Source organism: Magnetospirillum aberrantis SpK, assembly GCF_011022235.1.
Lineage (GTDB): Bacteria > Pseudomonadota > Alphaproteobacteria > Rhodospirillales > Magnetospirillaceae > Magnetospirillum > Magnetospirillum aberrantis.
In genome coordinates this window covers 45,534-67,961 of sequence record NZ_JAAIYP010000007.1, presented here as the reverse complement: position 1 = coordinate 67,961, position 22,428 = coordinate 45,534, and the positions used below count along the sequence as shown (strand labels likewise).

Annotated in this window: 17 protein-coding genes and 3 riboswitches; of the genes, 8 read left to right on the top strand and 9 right to left on the bottom strand. The window is 67.0% G+C overall.

From position 1 onward, the window contains the following. Positions 1-9 precede the first annotated feature (9 nt). Together cobN and G4223_RS01640 are read right to left on the bottom strand one after the other, a co-directional pair. A complete protein-coding gene (gene cobN / locus G4223_RS01645) occupies positions 10-3,762 on the bottom strand; it encodes a cobaltochelatase subunit CobN (RefSeq protein WP_163674125.1) in 3,753 nt (1,250 codons plus the stop codon). Continuing rightward, entirely contained in the window at positions 3,752-4,741 is a 990-nt protein-coding gene (locus tag G4223_RS01640; protein WP_163674124.1) for a radical SAM/SPASM domain-containing protein, read from the bottom strand. The genes cobN and G4223_RS01640 overlap by 11 nt, the downstream gene beginning before the upstream one ends. A gap of 132 nt (positions 4,742-4,873) precedes the next feature. Then, positions 4,874-5,092: riboswitch (cobalamin riboswitch) on the bottom strand. Between the two features lie 105 nt (positions 5,093-5,197). Between G4223_RS01640 and G4223_RS01635 the strand changes: the two genes are divergently transcribed. Genes G4223_RS01635 through G4223_RS01615 form a run of 5 tightly spaced genes read left to right on the top strand, consistent with a single transcriptional unit; the run spans position 5,198 to position 9,380 of the window. Continuing rightward, positions 5,198-6,181, top strand: a complete 984-nt coding sequence (locus G4223_RS01635; protein ID WP_163674121.1) for an ABC transporter substrate-binding protein — start codon at positions 5,198-5,200, stop codon at positions 6,179-6,181. Then, positions 6,162-7,139, top strand: a complete 978-nt coding sequence (locus G4223_RS01630) for a FecCD family ABC transporter permease (RefSeq protein ID WP_163674119.1) — start codon at positions 6,162-6,164, stop codon at positions 7,137-7,139. Before G4223_RS01635 ends, G4223_RS01630 begins: the two co-directional genes overlap by 20 nt. Next, positions 7,136-7,912, top strand: a complete 777-nt coding sequence (locus G4223_RS01625; RefSeq protein WP_163674117.1) for an ABC transporter ATP-binding protein — start codon at positions 7,136-7,138, stop codon at positions 7,910-7,912. The genes G4223_RS01630 and G4223_RS01625 overlap by 4 nt, the downstream gene beginning before the upstream one ends. Next, the gene (locus tag G4223_RS01620; RefSeq protein ID WP_163674115.1) at positions 7,909-8,628 is read left to right on the top strand and encodes an ABC transporter ATP-binding protein; all 720 of its coding nucleotides are present in this window, start codon (positions 7,909-7,911) and stop codon (positions 8,626-8,628) included. The genes G4223_RS01625 and G4223_RS01620 overlap by 4 nt, the downstream gene beginning before the upstream one ends. After that, on the top strand, positions 8,625-9,380 hold the full coding sequence (locus tag G4223_RS01615; protein ID WP_163674113.1) for an ABC transporter permease: 756 nt from the start codon (positions 8,625-8,627) through the stop codon (positions 9,378-9,380). The genes G4223_RS01620 and G4223_RS01615 overlap by 4 nt, the downstream gene beginning before the upstream one ends. Here the strand turns inward: G4223_RS01615 and G4223_RS01610 are convergent. From G4223_RS01610 to G4223_RS01600, 3 genes are read right to left on the bottom strand one after another with little or no spacing between them, the layout of a single operon-like run. Then, the gene (locus G4223_RS01610) at positions 9,368-10,144 is read right to left on the bottom strand and encodes an ABC transporter ATP-binding protein (protein ID WP_163674111.1); all 777 of its coding nucleotides are present in this window, start codon (positions 10,142-10,144) and stop codon (positions 9,368-9,370) included. The genes G4223_RS01615 and G4223_RS01610 overlap by 13 nt on opposite strands. After that, the gene (locus tag G4223_RS01605; RefSeq protein ID WP_163674109.1) at positions 10,144-11,142 is read right to left on the bottom strand and encodes a FecCD family ABC transporter permease; all 999 of its coding nucleotides are present in this window, start codon (positions 11,140-11,142) and stop codon (positions 10,144-10,146) included. The genes G4223_RS01610 and G4223_RS01605 overlap by 1 nt, the downstream gene beginning before the upstream one ends. After that, the gene (locus G4223_RS01600) at positions 11,139-12,041 is read right to left on the bottom strand and encodes an ABC transporter substrate-binding protein (RefSeq protein ID WP_163674107.1); all 903 of its coding nucleotides are present in this window, start codon (positions 12,039-12,041) and stop codon (positions 11,139-11,141) included. Before G4223_RS01600 ends, G4223_RS01605 begins: the two co-directional genes overlap by 4 nt. Positions 12,042-12,156: 115 nt before the next feature. Next, positions 12,157-12,394: riboswitch (cobalamin riboswitch) on the bottom strand. 69 nt (positions 12,395-12,463) lie between these two features. Then, positions 12,464-12,645: riboswitch (cobalamin riboswitch) on the top strand. A gap of 248 nt (positions 12,646-12,893) precedes the next feature. Here G4223_RS01600 and G4223_RS01595 point away from each other — a divergent pair. The 3 genes from G4223_RS01595 to G4223_RS01585 are packed head-to-tail and all read left to right on the top strand — an operon-like array spanning position 12,894 to position 16,240. Further along, positions 12,894-14,855, top strand: coding sequence for a TonB-dependent receptor plug domain-containing protein (locus tag G4223_RS01595; RefSeq protein ID WP_163674105.1), 1,962 nt, complete (start codon positions 12,894-12,896; stop codon positions 14,853-14,855). A gap of 53 nt (positions 14,856-14,908) precedes the next feature. Further along, positions 14,909-15,607, top strand: a complete 699-nt coding sequence (locus G4223_RS01590; RefSeq protein WP_163674103.1) for a TonB family protein — start codon at positions 14,909-14,911, stop codon at positions 15,605-15,607. A gap of 15 nt (positions 15,608-15,622) precedes the next feature. After that, positions 15,623-16,240 (top strand): precorrin-8X methylmutase, encoded by a 618-nt coding sequence (locus tag G4223_RS01585; RefSeq protein ID WP_163674101.1) that lies wholly within the window; start codon positions 15,623-15,625, stop codon positions 16,238-16,240. Positions 16,241-16,246: 6 nt separating this feature from the next. Here the strand turns inward: G4223_RS01585 and G4223_RS01580 are convergent, their stop codons facing one another. From G4223_RS01580 to G4223_RS01565, 4 genes are read right to left on the bottom strand one after another with little or no spacing between them, the layout of a single operon-like run. Continuing rightward, a complete protein-coding gene (locus G4223_RS01580; protein WP_163674100.1) occupies positions 16,247-18,310 on the bottom strand; it encodes an ATP-binding protein in 2,064 nt (687 codons plus the stop codon). 58 nt (positions 18,311-18,368) lie between these two features. Further along, positions 18,369-19,397, bottom strand: coding sequence for a cobalamin biosynthesis protein CobW (gene cobW, locus G4223_RS01575; RefSeq protein ID WP_163674098.1), 1,029 nt, complete (start codon positions 19,395-19,397; stop codon positions 18,369-18,371). A gap of 2 nt (positions 19,398-19,399) precedes the next feature. Then, positions 19,400-20,479 (bottom strand): ribonucleotide-diphosphate reductase subunit beta, encoded by a 1,080-nt coding sequence (locus G4223_RS01570; RefSeq protein WP_420844424.1) that lies wholly within the window; start codon positions 20,477-20,479, stop codon positions 19,400-19,402. A gap of 5 nt (positions 20,480-20,484) precedes the next feature. Beyond that, positions 20,485-22,374, bottom strand: a complete 1,890-nt coding sequence (locus tag G4223_RS01565; RefSeq protein ID WP_163674093.1) for a ribonucleoside-diphosphate reductase subunit alpha — start codon at positions 22,372-22,374, stop codon at positions 20,485-20,487. Positions 22,375-22,428 lie beyond the last annotated feature (54 nt).

Below are 22,428 nucleotides of genomic sequence, written 5' to 3'. Positions count from 1 at the left end.
CCTCGGTGTTCATTGTGCCGCCGCCGGGGCCAGTGTGTCCTCGACGTCGCCTTCGGCGTCGAGATACAGCGCTTGCAGCCGGTCCCTGTCGGCCCCCGGGTTCGCCCACAACCCACGTTCGATGGCTTCCAACAGCCGTTCGGTGATGTTGTGCAGCGCATAGGGATTGTGTTCGCGGAAGAAGTCACGCATGGCCGGATCGAAGGCGTAGGTGCGCGCCAGTTCGGCGTATTGCCAGTCTTCCAGGATCTTGCTGGTGGCGTCCCACTGGAAACAGTATTCCACCAGCTTGGACAGGTCGCCGGCGCCCTTGTAGCCGTGGCGTTTCATGCCCTCGATCCATTTCGGGTTAAGGACGCGGGTGCGGAACACGAAACGCCCTTCCTCGGCGGTGGAGCGTATGCGCGGACGGCGGGGATCGTTGGAATCGCCGGTATAGGATCGCGCCCGCCGGCCCGAGGCCGACACCACCGCCGCATTCATGCCGCCGTGATACGAGTTGAAGTCGTCGCTGGCGAAGATGTCGTGCTCGCGCGTGTCGGAATTCTTGACCGTCAGATCAAGGCGGCCCATGCGGGTGCGGAAATCGTCGCGCCGGTCCTCGCCATAGGTGCCGGCGCCATAGGCGAAACCGCCCCAATGGATGTAGATGTCGCCCAGATCGGCGACCTCCTTCCAGCCGCCGTTGTTCAACAGGGCGTTGACCCCGGCGCCATAGGTTCCGGGCTGGTCGCTGAACACCCGAAAGGCGGCTCGGCGGGCGATTTCCTCGGCCGGAACGCCGGCCTTGCGCAGGGTTTCGGCGTCGATCGCCACGTTGCGCGCCAGGATGTTCATGTCGGCCGGCTCGGCCAGGGCGGCGACCATGCGCACGCCCTCGTCGATCAGGTCCATGATGTTGGGGAAGGTGTCTCGGAACAGGCCGCTGGCCCGCACGGTGACGTCCAGGCGGGGAAAGCTGCGTTCGGCCAACGGGATGGGCTCGACGCCCTTGACCCGGTCGCTTCCCGCTTCCCACACCGGACGCACGCCCATCAGATAAAGGATTTGCGCCACGTCGTCGCCACGCGTGCGCATGGTCGGGCTGGACCACAGCACCATGCCCAGTTGCTCGGGCCAGCGGCCTTCGTCGGCGCGGAAACGCTGTACCAGGGCGTCGCCCATGGCACAGCCCACCTGCCACGCCTCGGGCGTTGGAATCTTCAGCGGGTCGATGGAAAAGAAGTTACGGCCGGTGGGCAGGATGTCCACCGTGCCGCGGGTCGGCGCCCCCGATCCGCCCGGCGGCACGAACCGGCCGGCGGTGCCGCGTGCGGCATATTCCAATTCGTCGGCGACGCCTTGCACGCGCGGCCGGATGTCGTCGCGGATGAAGCGCAGCACCGCGCCGAGCCGGGCCGACCCGCCGGCCTCGCGGTCCAGGGTGTCTTCGTCCCAGCCGGTTTCTTCCAGCCGGTCCAACGCGGCGGCGGCGGCGTCCACCAGTTCCGCCAGCACTTGCCCCTTGGTGCGGCCGAGATGGGGCAGCAATCCGCCGGGATCGTCGCGCAGATCCTGACCGTCCAACCCGCGTGCGGCGGCCAGCGCGTCCCACAGCGATCCGTGCGGACCGGTGGGCAGACGGGTCAGGTGCACCAGGGTCTGGCTGAGACGGTTGCCGGCGGGCGGCTGGCCAAAGACGTGCAGCCCATCGTTGATGGACGTCACCTCGACCTCGCACAGATAGGAATGCAGGCGGTTGGCGATTGCCGCAGGATCGGCGTCCAGTTCTGGGCGGGTCAGGTCCAGGTCGCGGTCCAGATGGGCGGCGGTAACCCGCTCCCACAATTGTTCGACCACCAACGCAACCTTGGCCGGGTCCTCGGTCTCGACGAAATAAAGCCTTTCCAGGCATTCCTCGACGGCGGCCAAGGGCTCGCTCAGGCCGGCATGGGTCTGGGCCGGGATCATGTGGTCCAGGATGCAGGCATAGGAACGGCGCTTGGCCTGGGTGCCCTCGCCGGGAATGCTGATGTTGTAGGGATAAAGGTTGGGCAGGTCGGCGATGGCGGCGTCGGGATAACAGCCGCGCGACAGCCCCAGGCTTTTGCCCGGCATCCATTCCAGCGTGCCGTGGGTGCCGATGTGGAACACCACCTGGGCGCCGAATTCCTGGCGCAGCCAGCGGTAATATCCCAGGTAATGGTGGGTGGCCGGCAAGTAGGGGTCGTGGATCGACGTGCCGTCCTGTTGCGCCGACGGCTCGTCGCCGTCCTCCATGCGGGCGCGTGGCGGCTGCATGCCGATGAAGACGTTGCCGTTGACGACACCGCCCACCAGAACCTTGCCGTCATGGACGAAGGTGGTGCCGGGCGCCGGCCCCCATTTGTCGTCCATCTCGGCGCGCATGGTCGGGGTTCGCGCGGCGTGCCATTGCCGGACGATGTCCGTGTCGATGCGCGCCACGGCGCGTTCGGCCATGGCCTCGGGCGGCAGGTAGCGGCGGTCATTGGTCAGCCGTCCCAGCAATTCCGCCGCCAACTGGTCGCCGTCGGCATAGTCGTGGGCGACGTGATAGCCTTCGGCCTTGAGCCGTTCCAGGATGGCCTTGACCGAGGCGAAGCTGTCCAGCCCCACCGCCGAGCCAAGGCGGTCGTTCTTGGGCGGGTAGTGGTGGAACAGGATGGCGACCTTGCGCCGCTCGGGCGGCGTGCGCCGCAGCCGCGCCCAGTTCATGGCCCAGGCGATGGTGTGGCGGCAGCGGTCCTCGACCGGCTGGCGGCGGACCAGCCGCGCCCCGGTTTCCTGGTCCTCGCCGTCGTGTTCGCGGGTGGCGACCACCGTGCCGATCACCACGCCGTCGAATTCCGGTTGGGCGGCGTTGGTGGACACGTCCAGGGGCGTTACCGCCTGTACCGTTTCCTCCCATACCGCGCGCGGGTTGCTGGTGATGATCAGTTGCAGTACCGGGACGTCCAATTCGGGCAGGATGCGGTCGCAGCCATGGCCCATGCGCGCCAGGGAAAAACTGATGGGCGACAACAGAACCTCGATACGTCCCTGAAAGAAACGCCGGGCCAGATCCGCCACCCTCAGGCCGCCCAGGTCGCTTTCGGCGGTGCGGACGTGGAACAGCGCCAGCGGGATGCCGCCTTGGATTTCGATTTCGGCGATCAGTTGGTCATAGGCGGCCAGATCGCCGGCCAGCCAGGCGCTGCGATAGAACCACAGGCCGATGACCGGGGCGTCGTCTCCTAGTCGGGCCCGAGCCCAGGCCAGATACGAATCGGGGTCGGATACGCCGTGGTAATCGGGATGGTAGATGCCTTGAACCGCAACCTCGGCCGGAACGGGGGCTTCGCCGGTGACCATGAAACGCACCAGATGGCGCACGTTGTCCGGGCCGCCCTTGGCCAGATATTCCTGACGCCGGGCAAAGGCAGGGCTGGCGAAATCGGCGGTGAAACGCCGTGCCAGTTCCAGGCTTTCCGGCGAGGATGGCGACACCTGGACATGGACCAGCCTGTCCGCCGCCGCCGCCACCAGGCTGTCGAAACCGGGCAGGGATTCGCTGCCGCCATGGGGCAGAAGCACCAGCGCGTCAGCCCCGGCGATGTCGGCGCAGCATCGGGCGATGGCCTTGTCGTCGTAAAGGTCGTCGCGGGTTCGCGCGATCACCCGCACCTGGGGTTCAGGCGGCAGGGCGCGCACGGCGCGGATCAGGTTGGGCAAGGTGCTGCCGGTGGAATCCACGACCACCAGGACGAAGGGATCAGGACGCATGGTGAGTTCCTGTGGACGGGGCAAGGGCTGCGCGGCGCAACACGCAATCCAGGGCGGCGGCGCGGGGTGAAAGGGTGGCCCGCGCCGGACAGCGGCCGCGACAGCCGGGCAGGGCGCAACGCGCGCATTGCGATTCGTCGGGGCGCAGGCCGCGGCCCAGCCGGGAGTGGTCGGGGGCATGCACGGTGCCGCAGGCATATTCGGTCTGGCCGACCAGACTGGCGCACGGCCACAAGGTGCCGTCGGGGGTCAACACCGCCGCGCGCCCTTCCTCGGCCGGGCAACAGGCGCGTTTCTCGCCACAGGCGACGCTGGCCGCCTCGCGCAGTTTGATGGGGCAGCGCCGTCTTTGGTTGACCCAGGCCAGAGCGGTCGCCAATTGCTCATAGGCGTGGGCCACCTCGCTCGCGGAGGGCAGGGAAAGGTCGCTTCCCCGCCCCGTCGGGCGCAGGATGTCAAGCCCGATGGAACGGGCCTGGGCGAAGCCGCCCAGCAACATGGCAATACGCGGCAAGCCGGCAAGCGATTGCCGGGTCAGAACGGTGGTGATGCCAAAGGGGATGGACGCTTCGTCAAGGCGCCGCAAACCGGCCAGGACTTCGGCGGTGCGGCCGCGTACGGCGTCGTTGACCTCTGTCGGACCGTCCAGGCTGACGCCGACGCCCAGGCGCCGGGTCCGCACCAGTTCGAGGAAACGGTCGTCGATGGCCAGTCCGTTGGTCTGGATGCCGACGCGGCCGGCGCCGCACCGCCAGGCGGCGTCGGCGACGGTGTCCACCACCTCGGGCACCAGTCCCGGTTCGCCGCCGGCGATCTGAACCGTCGCGCCGGGGGCCAGCGGCACCGCGTCCAGCAAGGCGGCGAACAAGGCGGGATCGAGGTCGCGGCCCGGTCCGTCGCCGGCCGACATGTAGCAATAGCGGCACGTCAGCTGACAGCGGGTCGTCGCCCACACCACAAGAAGATCAAGCCCAGCCATCGGCCCTCCGCGCGACAAAGCCATCCGGCCGTGACGCGGACAGGCCGGACCCGTCCCGCGCCATGCGCCGGAAACGACGTCACCACCATCGGAAGAAAGGCTTCCGCACCCCCGAGACACCCCGCTCGGACGGTTGGGCGACGGCGTCAGGCAGGTCTCCTGGCTTGCGGGTCAGGGCTTGGCGTCCGACCTTCCCGGGGATGTCCCAGTGGTCAAGCGTGGACGCAAGCTCGCCGCTCACAGTTGCGGGGGCAGCCACGGATTCGGCCCCGAAACGGGTCGTCCTTACCGTGTTCCCTATTAATCCCCTGGGGTTTGCCCAATGGGGAACCTGTACGCAGGGCGCAAACTGGCACCCGCGGCGCCAGCCTGTCAACCATCACTTTAGGGTTGCCTGAGGTGGTCGCGATCGCCTACCAATCCAACGCAGTCGCATAATTTGACGGGTGGGTGACGATGACGGCCAGGGTGGTGGCCTTGTTTCTGGTGCTTTTCCTGGGAATCGAAGCCCATGCGGAAAGCCTGTCCGTCACCGACAAGTTCGGCCGGGTGGTGACGGTCGAGGTGCCGGTGAAGCGGGCGGTGCTGCTTGACACCTACGAACTGGTCGCCGCGCTGGGGGCATGGGATCGGGTGGTGGGCGTGTCGCGCTTCGCCTTCGCCAACGACCTGATCCGGGCCAGCGTTCCCGACGCGGCGAGGCGTTTCACCGATGTCGGCACGCCGGTCGACGTCAATATCGAGGCGTTGATGGCGCTCAAGCCCGATCTGGTGGTGACCTGGGACCTGAACCGCCAGCTTGTGGATTACATGGCCGACAAGGGGTTGACGGTGATCGCCCTGCGCCCCGAATCCTTCGACGAGGTGATGGCGGCCATGGCGCTTGAGGGGCGGTTGTTCGGCGCCGAACAGGCGGCGGCCAAGGCCGAGGACGAAGCCCGCGCCATGATGGCCTTTGTCGCCGGACGCGCGGCCCGCCTTGCCCCGGAACAGCGGCGGCGCGGCATGTGGATGGTGGGACGCCAGAACACGGTGGCCGGACGCGAGGGCGTGCTGTCCGACCTGTTGCGCACCGCCGGTATCGTCAACGCCGCCGACGAGGTCGAGCGGCGCACCGGCGAGGTGTCGCCGGAACGCATCCTGGCGTGGAATCCCGATCTGCTGTATGTGTGGGGCTATTCCCATACCGACGTGGACGAGGTGATGGCCAATCCGCAATGGAGCCAGTTGCGGGCGGTCCGCCAACATGCCGTCTTTCGCGGACCGCGCTGGTCCACGTCGTCGCCGCGGGTGGCGGCCAAGGCATTGTGGGTGGCGGCCACCGCCTATCCCGAACTTTATGCCGACGTGGACGTTGTCGGCAGGATCGACGGCTACATGCGCGGCCTTTACGGCGTCTCTTACGACCGGATGAATCCCCTTGTCGCGCCTAAGCCTTAGTCTGGTGGTCCTGTCGCCGCTGGCGGCGGCGGCGGCGGCGTTGTTCGTCGGCGCCTACGGACTGACTCCGCAGGCGGTGTGGGCCGCCCTGACCGGCGTTCCGGCGGGACCGGAAAGCTCGATCGTCCTCGACATCCGCCTGCCGCGCATCTTGCTGGCCGGATTGGTCGGCGCCATCCTGGCCGGGTCGGGCACCTGTCTTCAGGCGGTGTTCCGCAATCCGTTGGTCGATCCCTTCATCCTGGGCGTCTCGGCCGGGGCGGCGTTCGGCTGTGCGGTGGGAATCGGTTTCGTGCCGGCCCTGCCGTTGCCGTTCCTGGCCTTTTTCTTCGCCGCGCTGGCGGTGGCGGCGGCCTGTGTCCTGGGCGGCGTCGGCGGCGACAGCCGGCTGACCCTGGTGTTGGCCGGGGTGGTGGTGTCGGCGCTGTTCACCGCCCTGGTGTCCTTGGTCAAGGTGATGGTCGATCCGCAACGGCTGCAAAGCATCGTCTTTTGGCTGATGGGAAGCTTCGCCCTGGCGCGCTGGCAACAGGTGGCTTTGGTGGCCGGAGCGCTGGTGGTGGGGCTGGGGCCGGTGCTGGCGCTGCGCTGGCGGCTCAACGCTCTCAGCCTGGGCGACGACGAGGCCCGCGCCCTGGGGGTCGAGGCCGGACGGCTGCGCTTCTTGCTGATAACCGTCACCACGTTGGCGGTCGCGGTCGCGGTGTCGGTCAGCGGCATCGTCGGTTGGGTGGGGCTGATGGTGCCGCATCTGGTGCGCATGGTCTTCGGTCCCGATCACCGCCGCCTGTTGCCGCTGGCCATGGCCGGCGGCGCCACTTTCGTCATCGCCGCCGACACGGTGGCGCGGTCCCTGGCCAATTGGGAGGTGCCGGTGGGCATCGTCACCGCCCTTGCCGGCGCGCCGTTCTTCGTGCTGCTGTTGCGCCGGGGCCGCAAGGGAAGGTGGGGGGCATGATCCGGGTCTCGGATGTGCGCTTCCGCCACGCCGCCGCCGGGCCCGAGGTGCTGCGCGGCGTGGATTTCGCCATCGCTCCCGGCGAGGTGGTGGCGTTGCTGGGACCCAACGGCTGTGGCAAGACCACGTTGATGCGTTGTGTTTCCGGCCAATGGCGCCCCACCGCCGGCCAGGTGACGGTGGCCGGACACGCCGTCGCCAATCAGCCGGCGCGGCGCCGGGCGCTGATGGTGGCCAGCGTGGCCCAGGACCATGAAATGTCGTTCGACTATGACGTGTTCGAAGTAGTGTTGATGGGACGCACCGCCCATGTGGGGGCGTTTTCCGCCCCCGGCCGGCGCGACCGTCAGGCCGCCGAGGAGGCGTTGGCCCAGGTGGGGGTGTCGGCCTTGGCCGCGCGGCGTTTCGCCGAACTCAGCGGCGGTGAACGGCAGATGGTCATGGTCGCCCGCGCCCTGGCCCAGGCGGCGCCGGTGCTGTTGCTGGACGAACCGACCTCGCATCTGGATTTGCGCAATCAACTTCTTGTCTTGCAGACCGTGCGGGCCATCGCGGCACAGCGGGGGCTGACGGTGCTGATGTCGTTGCACGATCCCAATCTCGCCTTGGCTTTCGCCGACCGGGTGCTGATGCTGGCCGACGGCGGTGTCCACGCCGACGGCCCGGCGCCCCAGGTGGTCACCGCCGCCAATCTGGCGACGGTGTTCGGGGTCGAGGCCGAGGTGGTGGAATTGGCCGGACGGCACGCCGTCGTGGCACGGAGAGCGATATGATCCGAATAGAGGCGGCGACCCGGCGCTATGGCGCGGCCGTGGCGGTGGACGGCGTCGACCTGCACATCGCCGAGGGCGAGGCTTTCGGCCTGTTGGGACCCAACGGCGCCGGCAAGACCACCTTGGTCCGCATGCTGTCCACCCTGGCGCGGCCCGATGGTGGCCGTCTGGCGGTGGGCGGGCACGACACGGTGACCCAGGCGGGCGCGGTCAAGCGGTTGTTGGGGGTGGTGTTCCAGGAAAACAACCTGGACCGCGACTTGTCGCCGCGTCAGAACCTGACCTTTCACGCCCGTCTGCATCGGCTGGACCATGTGGAGAAACGGGTTGCCGCGATGATCGGGCGGTTGGGGCTTGCGGCCAAGGCCGACACGCCGGTCGACCGGCTGTCGGGCGGCCAGCGGCGCCGGCTGGTCATCGGCCGCGCGTTGATGACCGAACCCAAGGTGCTGTTGCTGGACGAACCGACCACCGGCCTGGACCCCGCCATCCGTCGCGACCTGTGGGATCTGGTCCGCGACATCCGCGACGGCGGCTGCACCATCGTCCTCACCACCCATTACGTCGAGGAGGCCGAGGCCCTGTGCGGCCGGGTCGGCATCATCAACCATGGCCGCATCGTCGCCTTGGGCTCGCCCGAGGAACTGGTCGCCCGCCATGGCGGGCCGCGTCTCGAGGACGTGGTGGTCGCCCTGGGGGCGGGAGGACGGGAATGAACGCCAATCCCCTGGCCGGCGCCGGTTCCATCTTCCGGCGCGAGATGCTGCTGTTCCGGCTCAAGCTGGCGCGGCCCAGCTTCGTCTTGTCCACCATGATCACGCCGCTGATGTACATGGTGGTGTTCGGATTGGGGCTGGGGCGTCAGGTGCGGGTGGACGGCGGGGATTACCTGTCGTTCCTGGTGCCGGGGCTGATGGGAATGGCGGCCATGCACAATTCCTTCAACTGGGTGGCCAGCGGCCTCAATATCGCGCGTTTCTATCATCGCACCTGGCAATTGGTCATGCTGGCGCCGGTGTCGCCGGTGGCCGTGGTGGCGGGCAATGTCGGCGCGGGCATGGCGCGTGGGCTGATCGCCACGCTGTTGGTTGGGGTGGCCGGTCTGGCCGCCGGCTGGCGGCCGGAACCGTCGGTGGCATTGCCGCTGGCGCTGTTGCTTGAGACCGCGCTGTTCGCCGCCATCGGCATGGTGATCGGTCTCAAGACGCGCGGCATGGAGGAACACACCACCTACACCAACTTCGTCATCACCCCCATGGGCTTTTTTTGCGGCACGTTCTTTCCGCTGTCCAACCTGCCGGGCTGGTTGTCGGGGCCGTTGCATCTGTTGCCGCTGACCCACGCCAACATCGCGCTCCGCCAGCCGGGCCTGACCGCCGAGGCGCTTTGGGCGCTGGCGGCCCTGACGGCGTTCGCCGTGGCCTTGCTGGCGGCAGCGGTGTGGGTGGTGGCGCGTTACCGCGAGTGAGCCAGCCCCGCCGGCACCACCAGCAACCCGGTGTCGTGGGTTTCGATGCGGGCGGCGATGCCGTAGACGGCGGCCAGGTTGCCGGGGGTCATCACCTCGGCCGGGGAACCTTCGGCCGCCACCTTGCCTTCGGCCATCAGCACCAGCCGCGAGCAATAGCGCGCGGCCAAGGTCAGGTCGTGCAGCACGATGACCACCGCGTGCCCGGAGCGGGCGTGGCCGCGCAGCAATTCCATCACCTGGATCTGATGGCCGGGATCGAGGCCGGCCACCGGTTCGTCGGCGAACAATCCGCGTGCCCCCACCGCCAGCGACCGGGCCAATTGCACGCGGGCCTGTTCGCCGCCCGACAGGGCGGTGGCCTGACGGTGGCGCAGATGGGCGACGTCGGTCGCCGCCATGGCCTGTTTCACCGCCGCCACGTCGGTCGCGGCGGGGGACTGCCACGATCCCAGATGCGGCAGACGGCCCAGGGCGACGATGCGCTCGACCGCCATGGGCCAGTGGCAGGCGGCGCTTTGCGCCAGATAGGCGATTTCGGAGGCCAAGGCGCGGGCCGGCCAATGTGCCAGGGACTTGTCGCCCAGGCGGATTTCCCCCCGTTCCGGGCGTTCCAGCCCGACCAGACAGCGCAGCAGCGAGGTCTTGCCGGCGCCGTTGGGACCGATCAGGCCGATCATCTCGCCCATGGACAGGTGGAAATCCACGCCTTTCAGCACGGTGTTGTCGCCGCGCCTCAGATGGATGTCGGTGGCCGTCAGCATCACTGCATCACCTTCCGTGTCTTGAGTACCAGGGCCAGGAAAAACGGCGCACCCACCAGCGACGTCAGCACCCCCAGCTTCAGTTCCAGTTGCGTGGGAATCAGTCGGACGCCGATGTCGGCGGCCAGCAACAGCGCCATGCCGCCCAACAGGCTGGCCGGCAACAGTCGGCGCGGCTGGTAACCGACAAAGGGGCGCAGCAGATGCGGCACCACCAGCCCGATGAAGCCGATGGCCCCGGTCACCGCCACCCCCGACCCCACCGTCAGCGCCGTGCCGGCCACCAGGAAGAAGCGCACGCGGCCAAGGTTGAAGCCCAGGGTGCGGGCGGTGTCCTCGCCCAGCGTCAGCGCGTCCAGCGCCGCCCCCGAGGTCAGCAGCAGCGCCGTACCCGCCACCATGAACGGCAGGGCGAGACGGAAATGGTCCATGCTGCGGTCCTTCAACGACCCCAACAGCCAGAAGACGATTTCCGCCGCCGAATGGGGATTGGGCGACATGTTGATGGCCAGCGAGATGACCGAACCGGCCAGGGAACTGACGGCGATGCCGGCCAGGATCAACGTCATCACGCCGGGATTGCGCCCGGCCAGCAGGTACAGCAACCCCACCGCCGCCAGCGCGCCCAGGATGGCCGCCACCGGCAAGGCCAGCGGGAACAGGTTGTAGATGCCGAAATACAGCACCAGCACCGCGCCCAGCGCCGCCGAGGACGAGGCGCCGACCAGTCCCGGTTCGGCCAGCGGGTTGCGCAGCAATCCCTGAAGTGCCGCACCGGCCAGCCCCAGCGTGCCGCCCACGCACAAGGCGAGCAGCACGCGCGGCAGCCGCAATTCCTGCATGATGATGGCGTTGGGGCCGTCACCGCTTTCGAACAGGCCGGAAAGGGGGATCTCGGTCGGGCCGACCGCCAGCGACACCACCGACAACACCGCGACCAGCAAGCCCAGCAACAGCAACAGGCGCCCGTCGCGACGGGCGAAAGACAGGGATGTCATCGCACATCCTCCCGCTTGGCGTCCCGTTCGCTGACCAAGGTGGCGAGCGAGGACACCGCCATCGGCAACGCCTCGCCGCCGCATAGCCAATAGGCCATGGGGAACTGGATGCGCGTCGCCTGTGGCAAACCGCGCCGCAGCGCCGGATGGGCCAGGAAGTCGGTGGCGATGCGCGGATCGCGGGCGTCGCGGGCCTGGTCGTCCAGCATGACCTGGGGGCGGGCCACCAACAGGGTTTCCATGTCGATGTTGCCGGCCCGGCGCAGGCCCAGTCGGGCGGCGACGTTGGCGATACCGGCCCCGTCCATGATCGAATCGACCAAGGTGTCGGCGCCATAGGCATAGCCGCCGCTGCGGTAGACCACGCCCTCGGTGCGGTGTTGCTTCCGCCGCGCCGCGGCCTCGGCGAGGCTTTGGTCCAGGTCCGCGACCAGCGCGCGGCCGCGTTCCTCCTGTCCCAACAGATGGGCGACGTCCAGGATCTGGCGGCGGGCCTGGGCGATGTCGCGCGGCGCCTCCAGCGCGACGACGCGCACGCCGAAATGTTTCGCCACCTTGGCCGCGCTCATCGCCCATTGTCCGGTCAACAGGATGTCGGGACGGGCGGCCACCATTTCCTCGACGGTGCGGTGGTTGCGCGGCACGCCTTCGACCCGTGCCGACAGGAACGCAAGGGTGGTCTGGTCGCCGCCCTTGGCCAGGGAAACGATCTGTTCGCGGTCGGCCAGCGCCATCAGGTACTGGTTGGCGCAATTGTCGATGGACATGACGCGGGGGGACATGACGCGGGGGGACATGACGCGGGGGTGTGTCTGGGCCTGGGCCATGGACGTCGCCGTCAACAGCGCCAACAGCGCAAGACCCGTTGCGCGCGGGCCCTTGGGAAGAAAGGAAAGCATGACGTCCTTCCGCCTGTTCCGGCTTGCGCGCGGGGCCAGGACGCGGAAGGGGCATCGCCTCTCCGGTCATGGTGCCTTTTGACGCGAAAGCCCATGTCGATGACGGCGGGACCATTCCCCCGTCATGTCTTCGGCCGGTGTTCGGACTTAGGGGCAGGTCGGACCAATCCGTCCGACGATCCTTGGGCCACGGCTTCCCGGTCCATTCGGACCAGTGCCCGGCGGCACGTGCCGCCTTGTGGCCTTCGTTCCCCAATACCGCTGCGCGACAGTCCCGGATTTCCACCGGGTTCCCACTTGCGATCCAAGGGCGGCCAGGGCCGCCTTCGGACACCGAAGACGGCCACACCTTGGGTCAGGTGATATGGCAAGGTCAAGATGCAACCTGCATGCACCCTTGACACCCTAAAATCCGCAAGGGTATTCCTGTGCCCAGCGACGGTCCCCGTGATGGGGGGCAAGAGGGAACGCGGTGCGATTCCGCGACTGTTCCCGCAACTGTAAGCGGCTAGGGGCCTCTCAATCAGCCACTGGGAAACCGGGAAGGCGAGGGGCGTTCCGACAATCCGCGAGTCAGGAGACCTGCCGGCGCGAGTATCACCTTTCCGACGGGCGGGACACCCGTTTGGTATGGCTCTTTCGCCTGTGGTGGTGCGCTTTGCGCTGCTGTGGGAAAGAGGACCGGAAACAAGCTAAGACCAACGACATCGAAAACGACCGCAGACCGCAAGGGCGGTTCCGGCGGGTTTGGTCAAGCCCCATTCCAACTTTTCACAGCTTCGCGCGACCACGCGGCGGGTGCCTTTGTCCGGCATTCGTCATGACCATTCGCGGATCGAGAGGAGCTGTTCCATGTCTGTTTTTCGTCCCCGTCGCCCCCGTTCCTGGCCGTTGGTGGCGGCGGCGTTCGTCGTCGCGCCGGCCTGGGCCGAACAGGCGCCGATCGTCCTTGACGACGTGGTGGTGACCGCCACCCGCACCAAGACCAAGGCCGACCAGGTGGGCAGTTCGGTCACCGTGGTCACGGCGGAAGAGATCGAGGACAAGCAGATCACCAAGGTCGAGGACGCGCTTCGGACCGTTCCGGGCCTGTCGATCACCCGCCAGGGCGGCATGGGATCGACCTCGCAAATCCGTATCCGCGGCACCGACACCAACCATACCCTGGTGCTGGTGGACGGGCAGCGTGTGAACTACCACGACACCATGTACAATTTCGATTTCGACTGGATGCAGACCGACGACATCGAGCGGATCGAGGTGTTGCGCGGTCCCGCCGCCGGCCAATGGGGGTCGGACGCGGTGGGCGGCGTGGTCAACATCATCACCAAAAAGGGCAAGGGGCCGATGAAGGTCACCGCGCTTGGCGAATTGGGCAGTTTCGGCACCAACCGCGAAAGCGTGTCGACCAGCGGCGGCGGCGACCGCTACGACTACAGTTTCGGCTGGTCGCGCTATCGCACCGCCGGCTGGTCCACCGCGTCCGAGGAACGGGGCTACGGCTCGGAGAAGGATGGGTCGCAGAACAACACCTACCACCTCAAGCTGGGCGTTTCGCCCACCGACAACAGCGAGATCGAGGCGCGCTATTCCCACACCGACATGTGGTCGGAACTGGACGGCAGCAAGACGCCGGGCACCATGGACACCATGCGGTCCAAGCACAAGCATGTGGACAACGGCCACCTCAAGGGCACGCTGTCGCTGTTCGACGAGGCGTGGACCCAGACCGCCAGCGTGTCGGGCGTGAAGAACGACCAATGGAACATGGGCGGGACCACCACGGGCTGCACCATCGGCGGGCCGCTGTGCGCCTCTTACGAAAGCACCACCGTCAACGCCTCGTGGCAGAACGACCTGCGTTTCCACAAGGACCACACCACCACCTTCATCTTCGAAGGGGTCGAGGACAAGTACCGGCAAAGGAACTATCAGCGTCCCGGAAAGGTCGACGCCAGCATGACCACCTTGTCGGGGCTGATCCAGCATCAGGCGCATCTGTTCGACGTGCTGGACCTCACCGCCGGCTGGCGCGGCAACGATCACGAGGCGTTCGGCTGGCAACCGACATGGTTCGGTTCCGGCGCCTGGCACGTGACTGCGGACACCACGCTCAAGGCGTCCTATGGCACGACGTTCAAGGCGCCGCTGCTCTATCAGATCCATTATCCGTCGGGAAATCCCAATCCTGAGCTTCAGCCGGAAATGGGACGTGGATGGGATGTGGGCGTCGAACAGAAATTGCTGTCGGGCCGGGCCAAGACCGGGCTGACCTGGTTCCGCAACGACATCGCCAACCTGATCGAATACAACAGCGTCGACAAACAGTATCAGAACGTCGGCAAGGGCACGACCTACGGCATCGAAACCTTCTTCAACTATCTGGTGTTCGATGACGGCGGCCAATCCCTGTCCCTTAATCCCAACTACACCTACACTCGTGCATATGACCGGCTGTCCGGCGAGGAACTGGCTCGCCGTCCCATGCATCGGGCCGGCGTGGACGTCAACTGGCGCTTTTGGGAAAAGCGCGCCAACCTGACCCTGTCCACGGTCTATAGCTCGGACTTCCAGGAAAACCGTTCGACCAGCGCGGACCAGCCGCCGAACCGCCATGGCGAATACGTGGAATTCAATCTGGCCGGCAGTTACGACATCAACGACACCGTCCAACTGTTCGGCCGGGTCGAGAACATTCTCGACCGTTATCACGAAAGCGCCTGGGGCTACGCCGAAACCGGCGGCCGAGGGGTCTTCGCCGGCGTCAAGGTGTCGTTCGAGCCGGCCAGGGCGCTGACCGGCGACGGCGAATGACGCGGCTTCCCGTCACCACGCGGAGCAGGGATTGGAAAGGGGCTGCCCTTTCCGTGCTCTTCCACGCGCTGGCGGCGGGAAGCGCCTTGCTGGCGGCCGAGTTGCGGCCACCAGCCGAGACCGAGGCGCCCATGGTGGTGGAACTGGTCCTGGCGGCGGCGGAACCGCCAAATCCGGCGCCCGGCCTGCCCGCGCCGGCCCCGGTTTCCCCGCCGGAACAGGTGAAGTCGAAGCCGTTGTCAAAGGCGCAGGCTCAGCCGCGGAAGGCGGCGAAGCCGGCTGCTGCGCCGATGCCGGTCGCTCCGTCTCCTCAAGCGGCGGCCCCGGCACCGGCGGTTTCCGAGCCGGCGGCGTCGGAGGGGGACGGTGGCGCAAACCCGTCTTCAAACGTCGCCGCGACCGCTTCTGGAACCGGCGGTGCGGGCGGTACGGAAGCGGGAAGCGGCTTGCCGGGGGGTGACGCCCGTCCCGGCTACGACGACAATCCCTTGCCGTCCTATCCCTTGGCCGCCCGCCGTCGCGGAGTTGAAGGAACCGTGTCGTTGCGGGTGTCGGTCGATGTCGCGGGCCATCCGCGATCGGTCGTGGTGGTTGCGTCCAGCGGTTCGGAAATGCTGGACGAAACGGCGCAGAAGGCGGTGCGCAACTGGCGTTTCACCCCGGCGCGGCGCGGCGGGGTGGCGGTCGCCGCCGACATCATCGTTCCCATTCGTTTCCAACTGGACGGCATCGCTGTTGCCGATGCGCGTTAAGCAAAGAGGTTCGTCATGAGCTATGTTCGCGATGCCCACGAAATCTATCGTCAGTCCTTTGCCACCATCCGTGCCGAAGCGGATCTGAGCGGCGTTCCCGCCGACCTTGAGGCGGTGGTGGTGCGCATGATCCACGCCTGCGGCATGACCGACCTGGTCGCCGACCTTGTGTGGTCGGACGACGCGGGACGTTCCGGCCGTGCCGCCTTGGCGGCGGGGGCTCCGGTCCTGGCCGATTGCGAGATGGTGGCCCAGGGCGTCACCGCCGGCCATGGCCGGACCAATCAGGTGATCAGCCTGATCCGCGACGAGGCGACGCGCAAGCACGCCGAGGCGATGGGCAACACCCGCTCGGCCGCCGTCGCCGATTTGTGGCGGCCGCATCTTGACGGCGCGGTGGTGGCCATCGGCAACGCGCCGACCGCGCTTTTCCATCTGCTCGACATGCTGGAGGCCGGCGCGCCGCGTCCCGCGCTGATCGTCGCCACGCCGGTCGGCTTTGTCGGTGCGGCCGAATCCAAGGCGGCGCTGATCGAACGGGCGGGGGGCGTGCCGTTCATCACGGTCAAGGGCCGGCGCGGCGGCAGCGCCATGGCCTCGGCCGCGGTCAACGCCTTGTTGATCGGTAAATAGCCGCGCCTATGCCAGTTGCGTCACCGCCCGTTCCAGGGCCGGGCGCAAATCCTGGGCCAGGGGAAGGGCGTCGTGGTGCCGCCCCTGGCGACAGGCCTGTTCGATGGTGTCGGCCAGGGATTGCAGCGTGCGCAATCCCATGGTCCCGGCCATGGATTTCAGGTCGTGGGCGGCGGCGGCCATGGCCTCGGGGGTGTCGGCCGCCATCAGCGCGTCGTGGGATTTCCACGCTTCGCGGATGAACAGGTCCACCATGCCCCTGGCATCCTGGCCGCAGATCGCCAGCATCTGCGCCAAGGTGCTTTCCTCGACGGCGGGATGGGGAACGGTCGAGGCGTCCACCATCCGGCCAAGGGCGGTGAACAGCGCCGGGCCGTTGACCGGCTTGGTCAAATAGCCGTCCATGCCGGCGTCCAGGCACCGTTCGTCGTCGCCCTTGAGCGCGTTGGCGGTGAGCGCCAGGATGGGAATGCGGCAGCGCGGCTCGGGCAAGGTGCGGATGCGCCGCGTCGCCTCGAGCCCGTCCATCACCGGCATCTGCATGTCCATCAAGATGACGTCGAAATCCTCGGCGGCGACCCGCTCAACCGCCCGCAGGCCGTCGTCGGCGACGGTGACGGCATGGCCGGCACGGGTCAGCAGCGTGACCGTCACCTTCTGGTTCACCAGATTGTCTTCGGCCAGCAAGATGCGCAGCGCCGGCAACTCGGGCACCGGCCCGGCCGTCGGGGCGGCGTTCAACCGTTCGGGGGTGCTCAGCACCAGCGGCAGGTCCAGGCGGAAGGTGCTGCCCTGGCCGGGCTGGCTGTCCACGCCGATGGTGCCGCCCATCAGCGTCGCCAATTGCCGACAGATGGCCAATCCCAGGCCGGTGCCGCCGAAACGGCGGGCGATGGTGCCGTCGCCTTGGGTGAATTCGGAAAAAAGCCGCGCCTGAACCTCGGGGGGCATGCCGATGCCGGTGTCGGCGACGGCAATGGACAGGCGGCCGTCTTGTGCCGTCGCCTGTATGGAGACGCCGCCGCGTTCGGTGAACTTGACGGCGTTTCCGATCAAATTCAGCAGGATCTGGCGCAGGCGCGTGGGGTCGGCATGGATGGCGCGCGGCAGGTCGGGGGCCAGCGACAACGTCAGGGACAATCCCTTGTCCTCGGCGCGCGGGCGCATCAGTTCGGCCACCCGCGTCATCAGCAGCGGCAGGTCGAGCGGCATCGCCTCGATGCTCAGTTTGCCGGCCTCCAGTTTCGAGAAGTCCAGGATGTCGTCCAGGATCGCCAGCAACGCCTCGGCCGAATGGCGGATGGTGTCGGCGTGGTCGTGTTGCTCGGGATCGAGGGGGCGTTCCAACATCAACCGCACCAGACCGATGATGCCGCTCATGGGGGTGCGGATTTCGTGGCTCATGGTCGCCAGGAATTGCGACTTGGCGCGGTTGGCGGCGGCGGCTTCGCGGTGTGCCGAACTGATCTCGGCGATCAGGTCCTCTTTCTCGAAACCCAGCCTGAGCGCGTGGCGCAACGATGCGTGGGCCCGGCGCGCGATGCCGGCCATCAACAGAAAGAAGATGACGTTGTAAAGGGTCAGGACCCATCCGGCCTGTCCGCCCATCAGGGCCAGCCCGACCACCAGTGGCAGCATGGCCGGGATCGAAAACGCCCAGAACGCCGGCATGAACACGCTGATGGTGGCGACGCCGCCCATTACCATGGCCTGCATGCCGGTGATGGTGATGACCATGGCCATGGGGTCGGCACCCTTGACCAAAAGCCCGCCCACGCCCCAGGCGATGCCGCTGAAGGCGAAGGAAAGCGCGTAAAGCTGGGGCGTTCCGGGCTCGGCCGCCGCGTGCTCCAGACGGCGGCGCATGGACAGGGTCAACGCGGTGCGGAACACCAGCGCCACCGCCACCAGCGCCGCCCAGCCCAGGATCAGCGCGTGGTCGCGGGTGTCCCAATGGGTGGTGGCGATAAGCACCGTGCCCAGCAATACGCCCACCAGGGGAATGGTGGCGTTGGCGACCAGACGGCGCAAGAGTTCGACGGCGATACGGTCTTCGATGGAATGGTGCACGTGCATGTCCCCTGCCCGAATGTAACGTGCGGGCAGGGGGGGTGCCAAAGAAATTTCGTTATCGGTTGGTAATGACGGAGGCGTCTCCTTGCACGCGGGCCGCGATGTCTTCCCGTGCCAATCCCTTGCGGCCGATCACCACCACATGGCCTTTGCGGTCTTCGCCCGGCCCCCAGGGGCGGTCGTAATAGCCATCCAGGCGGGCGCCCACCGCTTGGATCACATGGCGGGCGGCCTTGCCCTGGACGGCGACGAAGCCCTTGAGCCTGAGGATGTCGTGGTCGGCGATGGTGCGGCGCAGCCGTTCGGCCAGTGCGTCGAGGTCCGCGACCTCGGGCAAGGCGACGGCGAAGCTTTCGAAATCGTCGTGGTCGTGGTCGGCGGCGCTGTCGTGCAGGCTGGGGCGGGTGTCCAGGTCGTCCTCGGCTCCGGCGTCAAGGCCCAGTACCACCACCGGGTCAAGGGCGGAATGGCGGGTTGCCACCACCTTGACGCCGGGGCGCAGCTTGTCCGCCATGCGGGCCTGGGCGCGGTCCAGGCCGTCGGCGTCCACCAGATCGACCTTGTTGAGCAGCACCATGTCGGCGCAGGTCAACTGGTCGTCGAACACTTCCTCCAGCGGGTTGTCGTGGTCGGGACGGGCCATTTCCTCGGGCGTGCTGGTGAAGCGCCCCGAGGCGGCGGCCTCGGCGTCGATCACCGCCACCACGCCATCGACGGTGACGCGCGAGCGGATTTCCGGCCAGTGAAAGGCCTTGACCAGCGGCTTGGGCAAGGCCAGGCCCGAGGTTTCGATCAGGATGTGTTCGGGCGGGTTGGCGCGTTCCACCAACGCCTGCATCACCGGCAGGAATTCGTCGGCGACGGTGCAGCACAGGCAGCCGTTGGCCAGTTCGATGATGCTGTCCTCGGTACAGCCGGCCACGCCGCATGACGCCAGCATGTTGCCGTCGATGCCGACATCACCGAATTCGTTGACGATCAGCGCGATGCGGCGGCCGCGATTGTGTTCCATCAGGTGACGGACCAGGGTGCTTTTGCCGGCGCCCAGGAAGCCGGTGATGATGGTGGTGGGGATTTTACGCATGTTCACGCTCCTTGCAGGCGGTCGAATTCCGCCCAGACGCCGTCGGCACCGTCCCAGGCGCCTTGCGTCGCCGCCTTGGAATATTCGGTGGACCGCTGTTCGAAAAAATTGGCGTGTTCGACGCCGTTGAGGATTTCCACCAGCCAGGGCAGGGGGTGGGGCTTGGTCTGTTCGTAGCCGGTTTCCGTGGCGCGGAAATGACCGAAAAGGATCGGTAGCTTCAATTGGGTCAGGCGCCAGTCGGCGACGTAACGGACGTAGGATTTGATGTCCTCGGCCCGCATGCCCTCGACCGCGCCCAGTTCGAAGGCCAGATCGACGAACTTTTCCTCAAGCCCCACCATGGTCTGCGCCACGTCCAGGATGTCGTCGCGCACGGATTTGGTCAGCGCGCCGGTTTCGCGGTTCCATTCGTGGAACAGGCGGATGATGCCCTCGCAATGCAACGACTCGTCGCGCACCGACCAGGTGACGATCTGGCCCATGCCCTTCATCTTGTTGTGGCGCGGGAAGTTCAGCAGCATGGCGAAGCTGGCGAACAGCGCCATGCCCTCGGTGAAGGCGCCGAACATGGCCAGCGTGCGCGACACGTCGGCCACCGTGCCGACGCCGAAGCTGTGCATGTAATCGGCCTTGTCGCGCATGGCGGCATAGTCGCGGAAGGCGGAAAACTCGGTCTGCGGCATGCCCAGCGTGGTCAGCAGCAGGGCATAGGCGTCGATGTGGATGGTTTCCATGTTGGTGAAACCGGCCATCATCATCTGAATCTCAAGCGGCTGGAAAATCGGCATGTAGCGCTTGAGGTAATTGTCGCTGACCTCCACATCCGATTGGGTGAAGAAGCGGAAAATCTGGGTCAGCAGGTTGTGCTCCTGGTCCGATACCCGGTCGGACGCCCAATCCTTGAGGTCCTCGCCCAAGGGCACTTCCTCGCCCATCCAATGGACCTGCTGCTGCTTCTTCCAGAAATCATAGGCCCAGGGATAGCGCTCGACATTATAGGCACCGCTGCCTTGCAACAGCCCGATTTTGCCGGTGTTGACCAACTCCAGGGGATTGATATGTCCGAGATTCATGTGCATTCCCCTTACTGGCAAGCCAGGCATTCATCGTAATCGGTGCGCGGTGCGGCCATGGTTTCCTTCGCCTTGGTCTCGCCGCCGACGAAGGCGGCGCGGCGCACCGATTTCGAGCGGCAGTAATAAAGGCTCTTGAGGCCGCGCTCCCACGCCGTCCAGTGCAGCATATGCAAGTCCCATTTATCGGCGTCGGCGGGCAGATACAGATTGATGGACTGGCTTTGGCAGATATAGGGGGCGCGGTCGGCGGCCAGATCGATGACCCAACGCTGGTCGATCTCGAAGGCGGTGCGGAAGATCAGTTTCTCGTCGTCGCTCAGGCCGTCCAGATGCTGGACCGAGCCTTCGTGCTCGATGATCGACTGCCATGTCTCGGGCGTATCCAGGCCCTTTTCCGCCAGCAGCCGCGACAGATGCGGATTGCGCACCGAGAACGAGCCGGACAGGGTCTTGTGGGTGTAGACGTTGGCCGGAATCGGCTCGATACAGGCGCTGGTGCCGCCGCAGATGATGCTGATGCTGGCGGTCGGCGCGATGGCCAGCTTGTGGCTGAACCGCGCCTGGTGCCCGCGCTCGGCGGCATCGGGGCAGGGGCCGCGTTCCTCGGCCAGATCGACCGAGGCCGCGTCGGCGTCGCGCCGGATTTTCCTGAAGATGCGCAGGTTCCACGATTTCGCCAGGGCGCTTTCGAACGGCAGGCCGCGCGCTTGCAGGAAAGAATGGAAGCCCATCACCCCCAGCCCCACCGAGCGTTCGCGCATGGCGGCATAGGCCGCGCGCTCCATACCGTCGGGGGCGGTGGCGATGAAATGCGACAGCACGTTGTCGAGGAAGCGCAGCACATCCTCGACAAAGCCGGGCGCCTGCTCCCACTCGTCCCAGGTTTCGATGTTCAGCGACGACAGGCAGCATACGGCGGTGCGTTCCTGGCCCAGATGGTCCTGGCCGGTGGGCAGGGTGATCTCGGCGCACAGATTGGACGAGCGCACGTTCAGGCCCAGTTCGCGCTGATGCTTGGGAAGCGCCCGGTTGACGGTGTCGGTGAACAGCAGATAGGGCTCGCCGGTTTGCAGGCGGATTTCCAGGATCTTCTGCCACAGGGCGCGGGCGCTGACATGGCGCAGCACCTCGCCGCTCTTGGGGCTTTTCAGGCCGAACAGCTTGTCGTCGCGCACCGCTTCCATGAATTCGTCGGTGACGTTGATGGCATGGTGCAGGTTCAGGCTCTTGCGGTTGAAATCGCCCGATGCCTTGCGGATTTCCAGGAATTCCTCGATCTCGGGGTGATGCACGTCCAGGTAAACCGCTGCCGAGCCGCGCCGCAGCGAGCCCTGGGAAATGGCCAGCGTCAGGCTGTCCATGACGCGGATGAAGGGGATGATGCCCGAGGTGGCGCCATTGCCCTTTACCGCCTCGCCGATGGAGCGCACGCCACCCCAATAGGTGCCGATGCCGCCGCCGTTGGAGGCAAGGTCCACGTTCTCGTTCCACACCGCCACGATGCCGTCCAGGCTGTCGGGCACGGAATTGAGGAAGCACGAGATCGGCAGGCCGCGCGTGGTGCCGCCGTTGGACAGGATGGGCGTGGCGGGCATGAACCACAGATTGGACATGGCATCATACAGCCGCTGGGCGTGGGCGGCATTGTCGGCGAAGGCACAGGCGACGCGGGCGAACATGTCCTGGATGCCCTCGCCGGGCATCAGATAGCGGTCGCCCAGGGTGGCCTTGCCGAAAGCGGTCAGCTTGTCGTCGCGCGAGCGGTCCAGGCGCAGTTCCGACGGGGCGGGCCGCTCCAGGCGATGGCGGCGCGGCGACGGCCCGGCGTGCTGCTGGCGCGGGCGTAGCGGCACCAGATTGCCGGTGCGGTCGAAATCAAAGGCGGGCGCGGACGACATGAAAATCCCCCTCCGGGATGGAGCGGGGAATTGCGGACGCGATGCGGCACGGAT

Bases quoted from the DNA above. Each gene is read 5' to 3' on its own strand.
- cobN (WP_163674125.1), bottom strand. From the start codon at position 3,762: ATGCGTCCTGATCCCTTCGTCCTGGTGGTCGTGGATTCCACCGGCAGC.
- G4223_RS01640 (WP_163674124.1), bottom strand. From the start codon at position 4,741: ATGGCTGGGCTTGATCTTCTTGTGGTGTGGGCGACGACCCGCTGTCAG.
- G4223_RS01635 (WP_163674121.1), top strand. From the start codon at position 5,198: ATGACGGCCAGGGTGGTGGCCTTGTTTCTGGTGCTTTTCCTGGGAATC.
- G4223_RS01625 (WP_163674117.1), top strand. From the start codon at position 7,136: ATGATCCGGGTCTCGGATGTGCGCTTCCGCCACGCCGCCGCCGGGCCC.
- G4223_RS01620 (WP_163674115.1), top strand. From the start codon at position 7,909: ATGATCCGAATAGAGGCGGCGACCCGGCGCTATGGCGCGGCCGTGGCG.
- G4223_RS01615 (WP_163674113.1), top strand. From the start codon at position 8,625: ATGAACGCCAATCCCCTGGCCGGCGCCGGTTCCATCTTCCGGCGCGAG.
- G4223_RS01610 (WP_163674111.1), bottom strand. From the start codon at position 10,144: ATGCTGACGGCCACCGACATCCATCTGAGGCGCGGCGACAACACCGTG.
- G4223_RS01605 (WP_163674109.1), bottom strand. From the start codon at position 11,142: ATGACATCCCTGTCTTTCGCCCGTCGCGACGGGCGCCTGTTGCTGTTG.
- G4223_RS01600 (WP_163674107.1), bottom strand. From the start codon at position 12,041: ATGCTTTCCTTTCTTCCCAAGGGCCCGCGCGCAACGGGTCTTGCGCTG.
- G4223_RS01595 (WP_163674105.1), top strand. From the start codon at position 12,894: ATGTCTGTTTTTCGTCCCCGTCGCCCCCGTTCCTGGCCGTTGGTGGCG.
- G4223_RS01585 (WP_163674101.1), top strand. From the start codon at position 15,623: ATGAGCTATGTTCGCGATGCCCACGAAATCTATCGTCAGTCCTTTGCC.
- cobW (WP_163674098.1), bottom strand. From the start codon at position 19,397: ATGCGTAAAATCCCCACCACCATCATCACCGGCTTCCTGGGCGCCGGC.
- G4223_RS01570 (WP_420844424.1), bottom strand. From the start codon at position 20,479: ATGCACATGAATCTCGGACATATCAATCCCCTGGAGTTGGTCAACACC.
- G4223_RS01565 (WP_163674093.1), bottom strand. From the start codon at position 22,374: ATGTCGTCCGCGCCCGCCTTTGATTTCGACCGCACCGGCAATCTGGTG.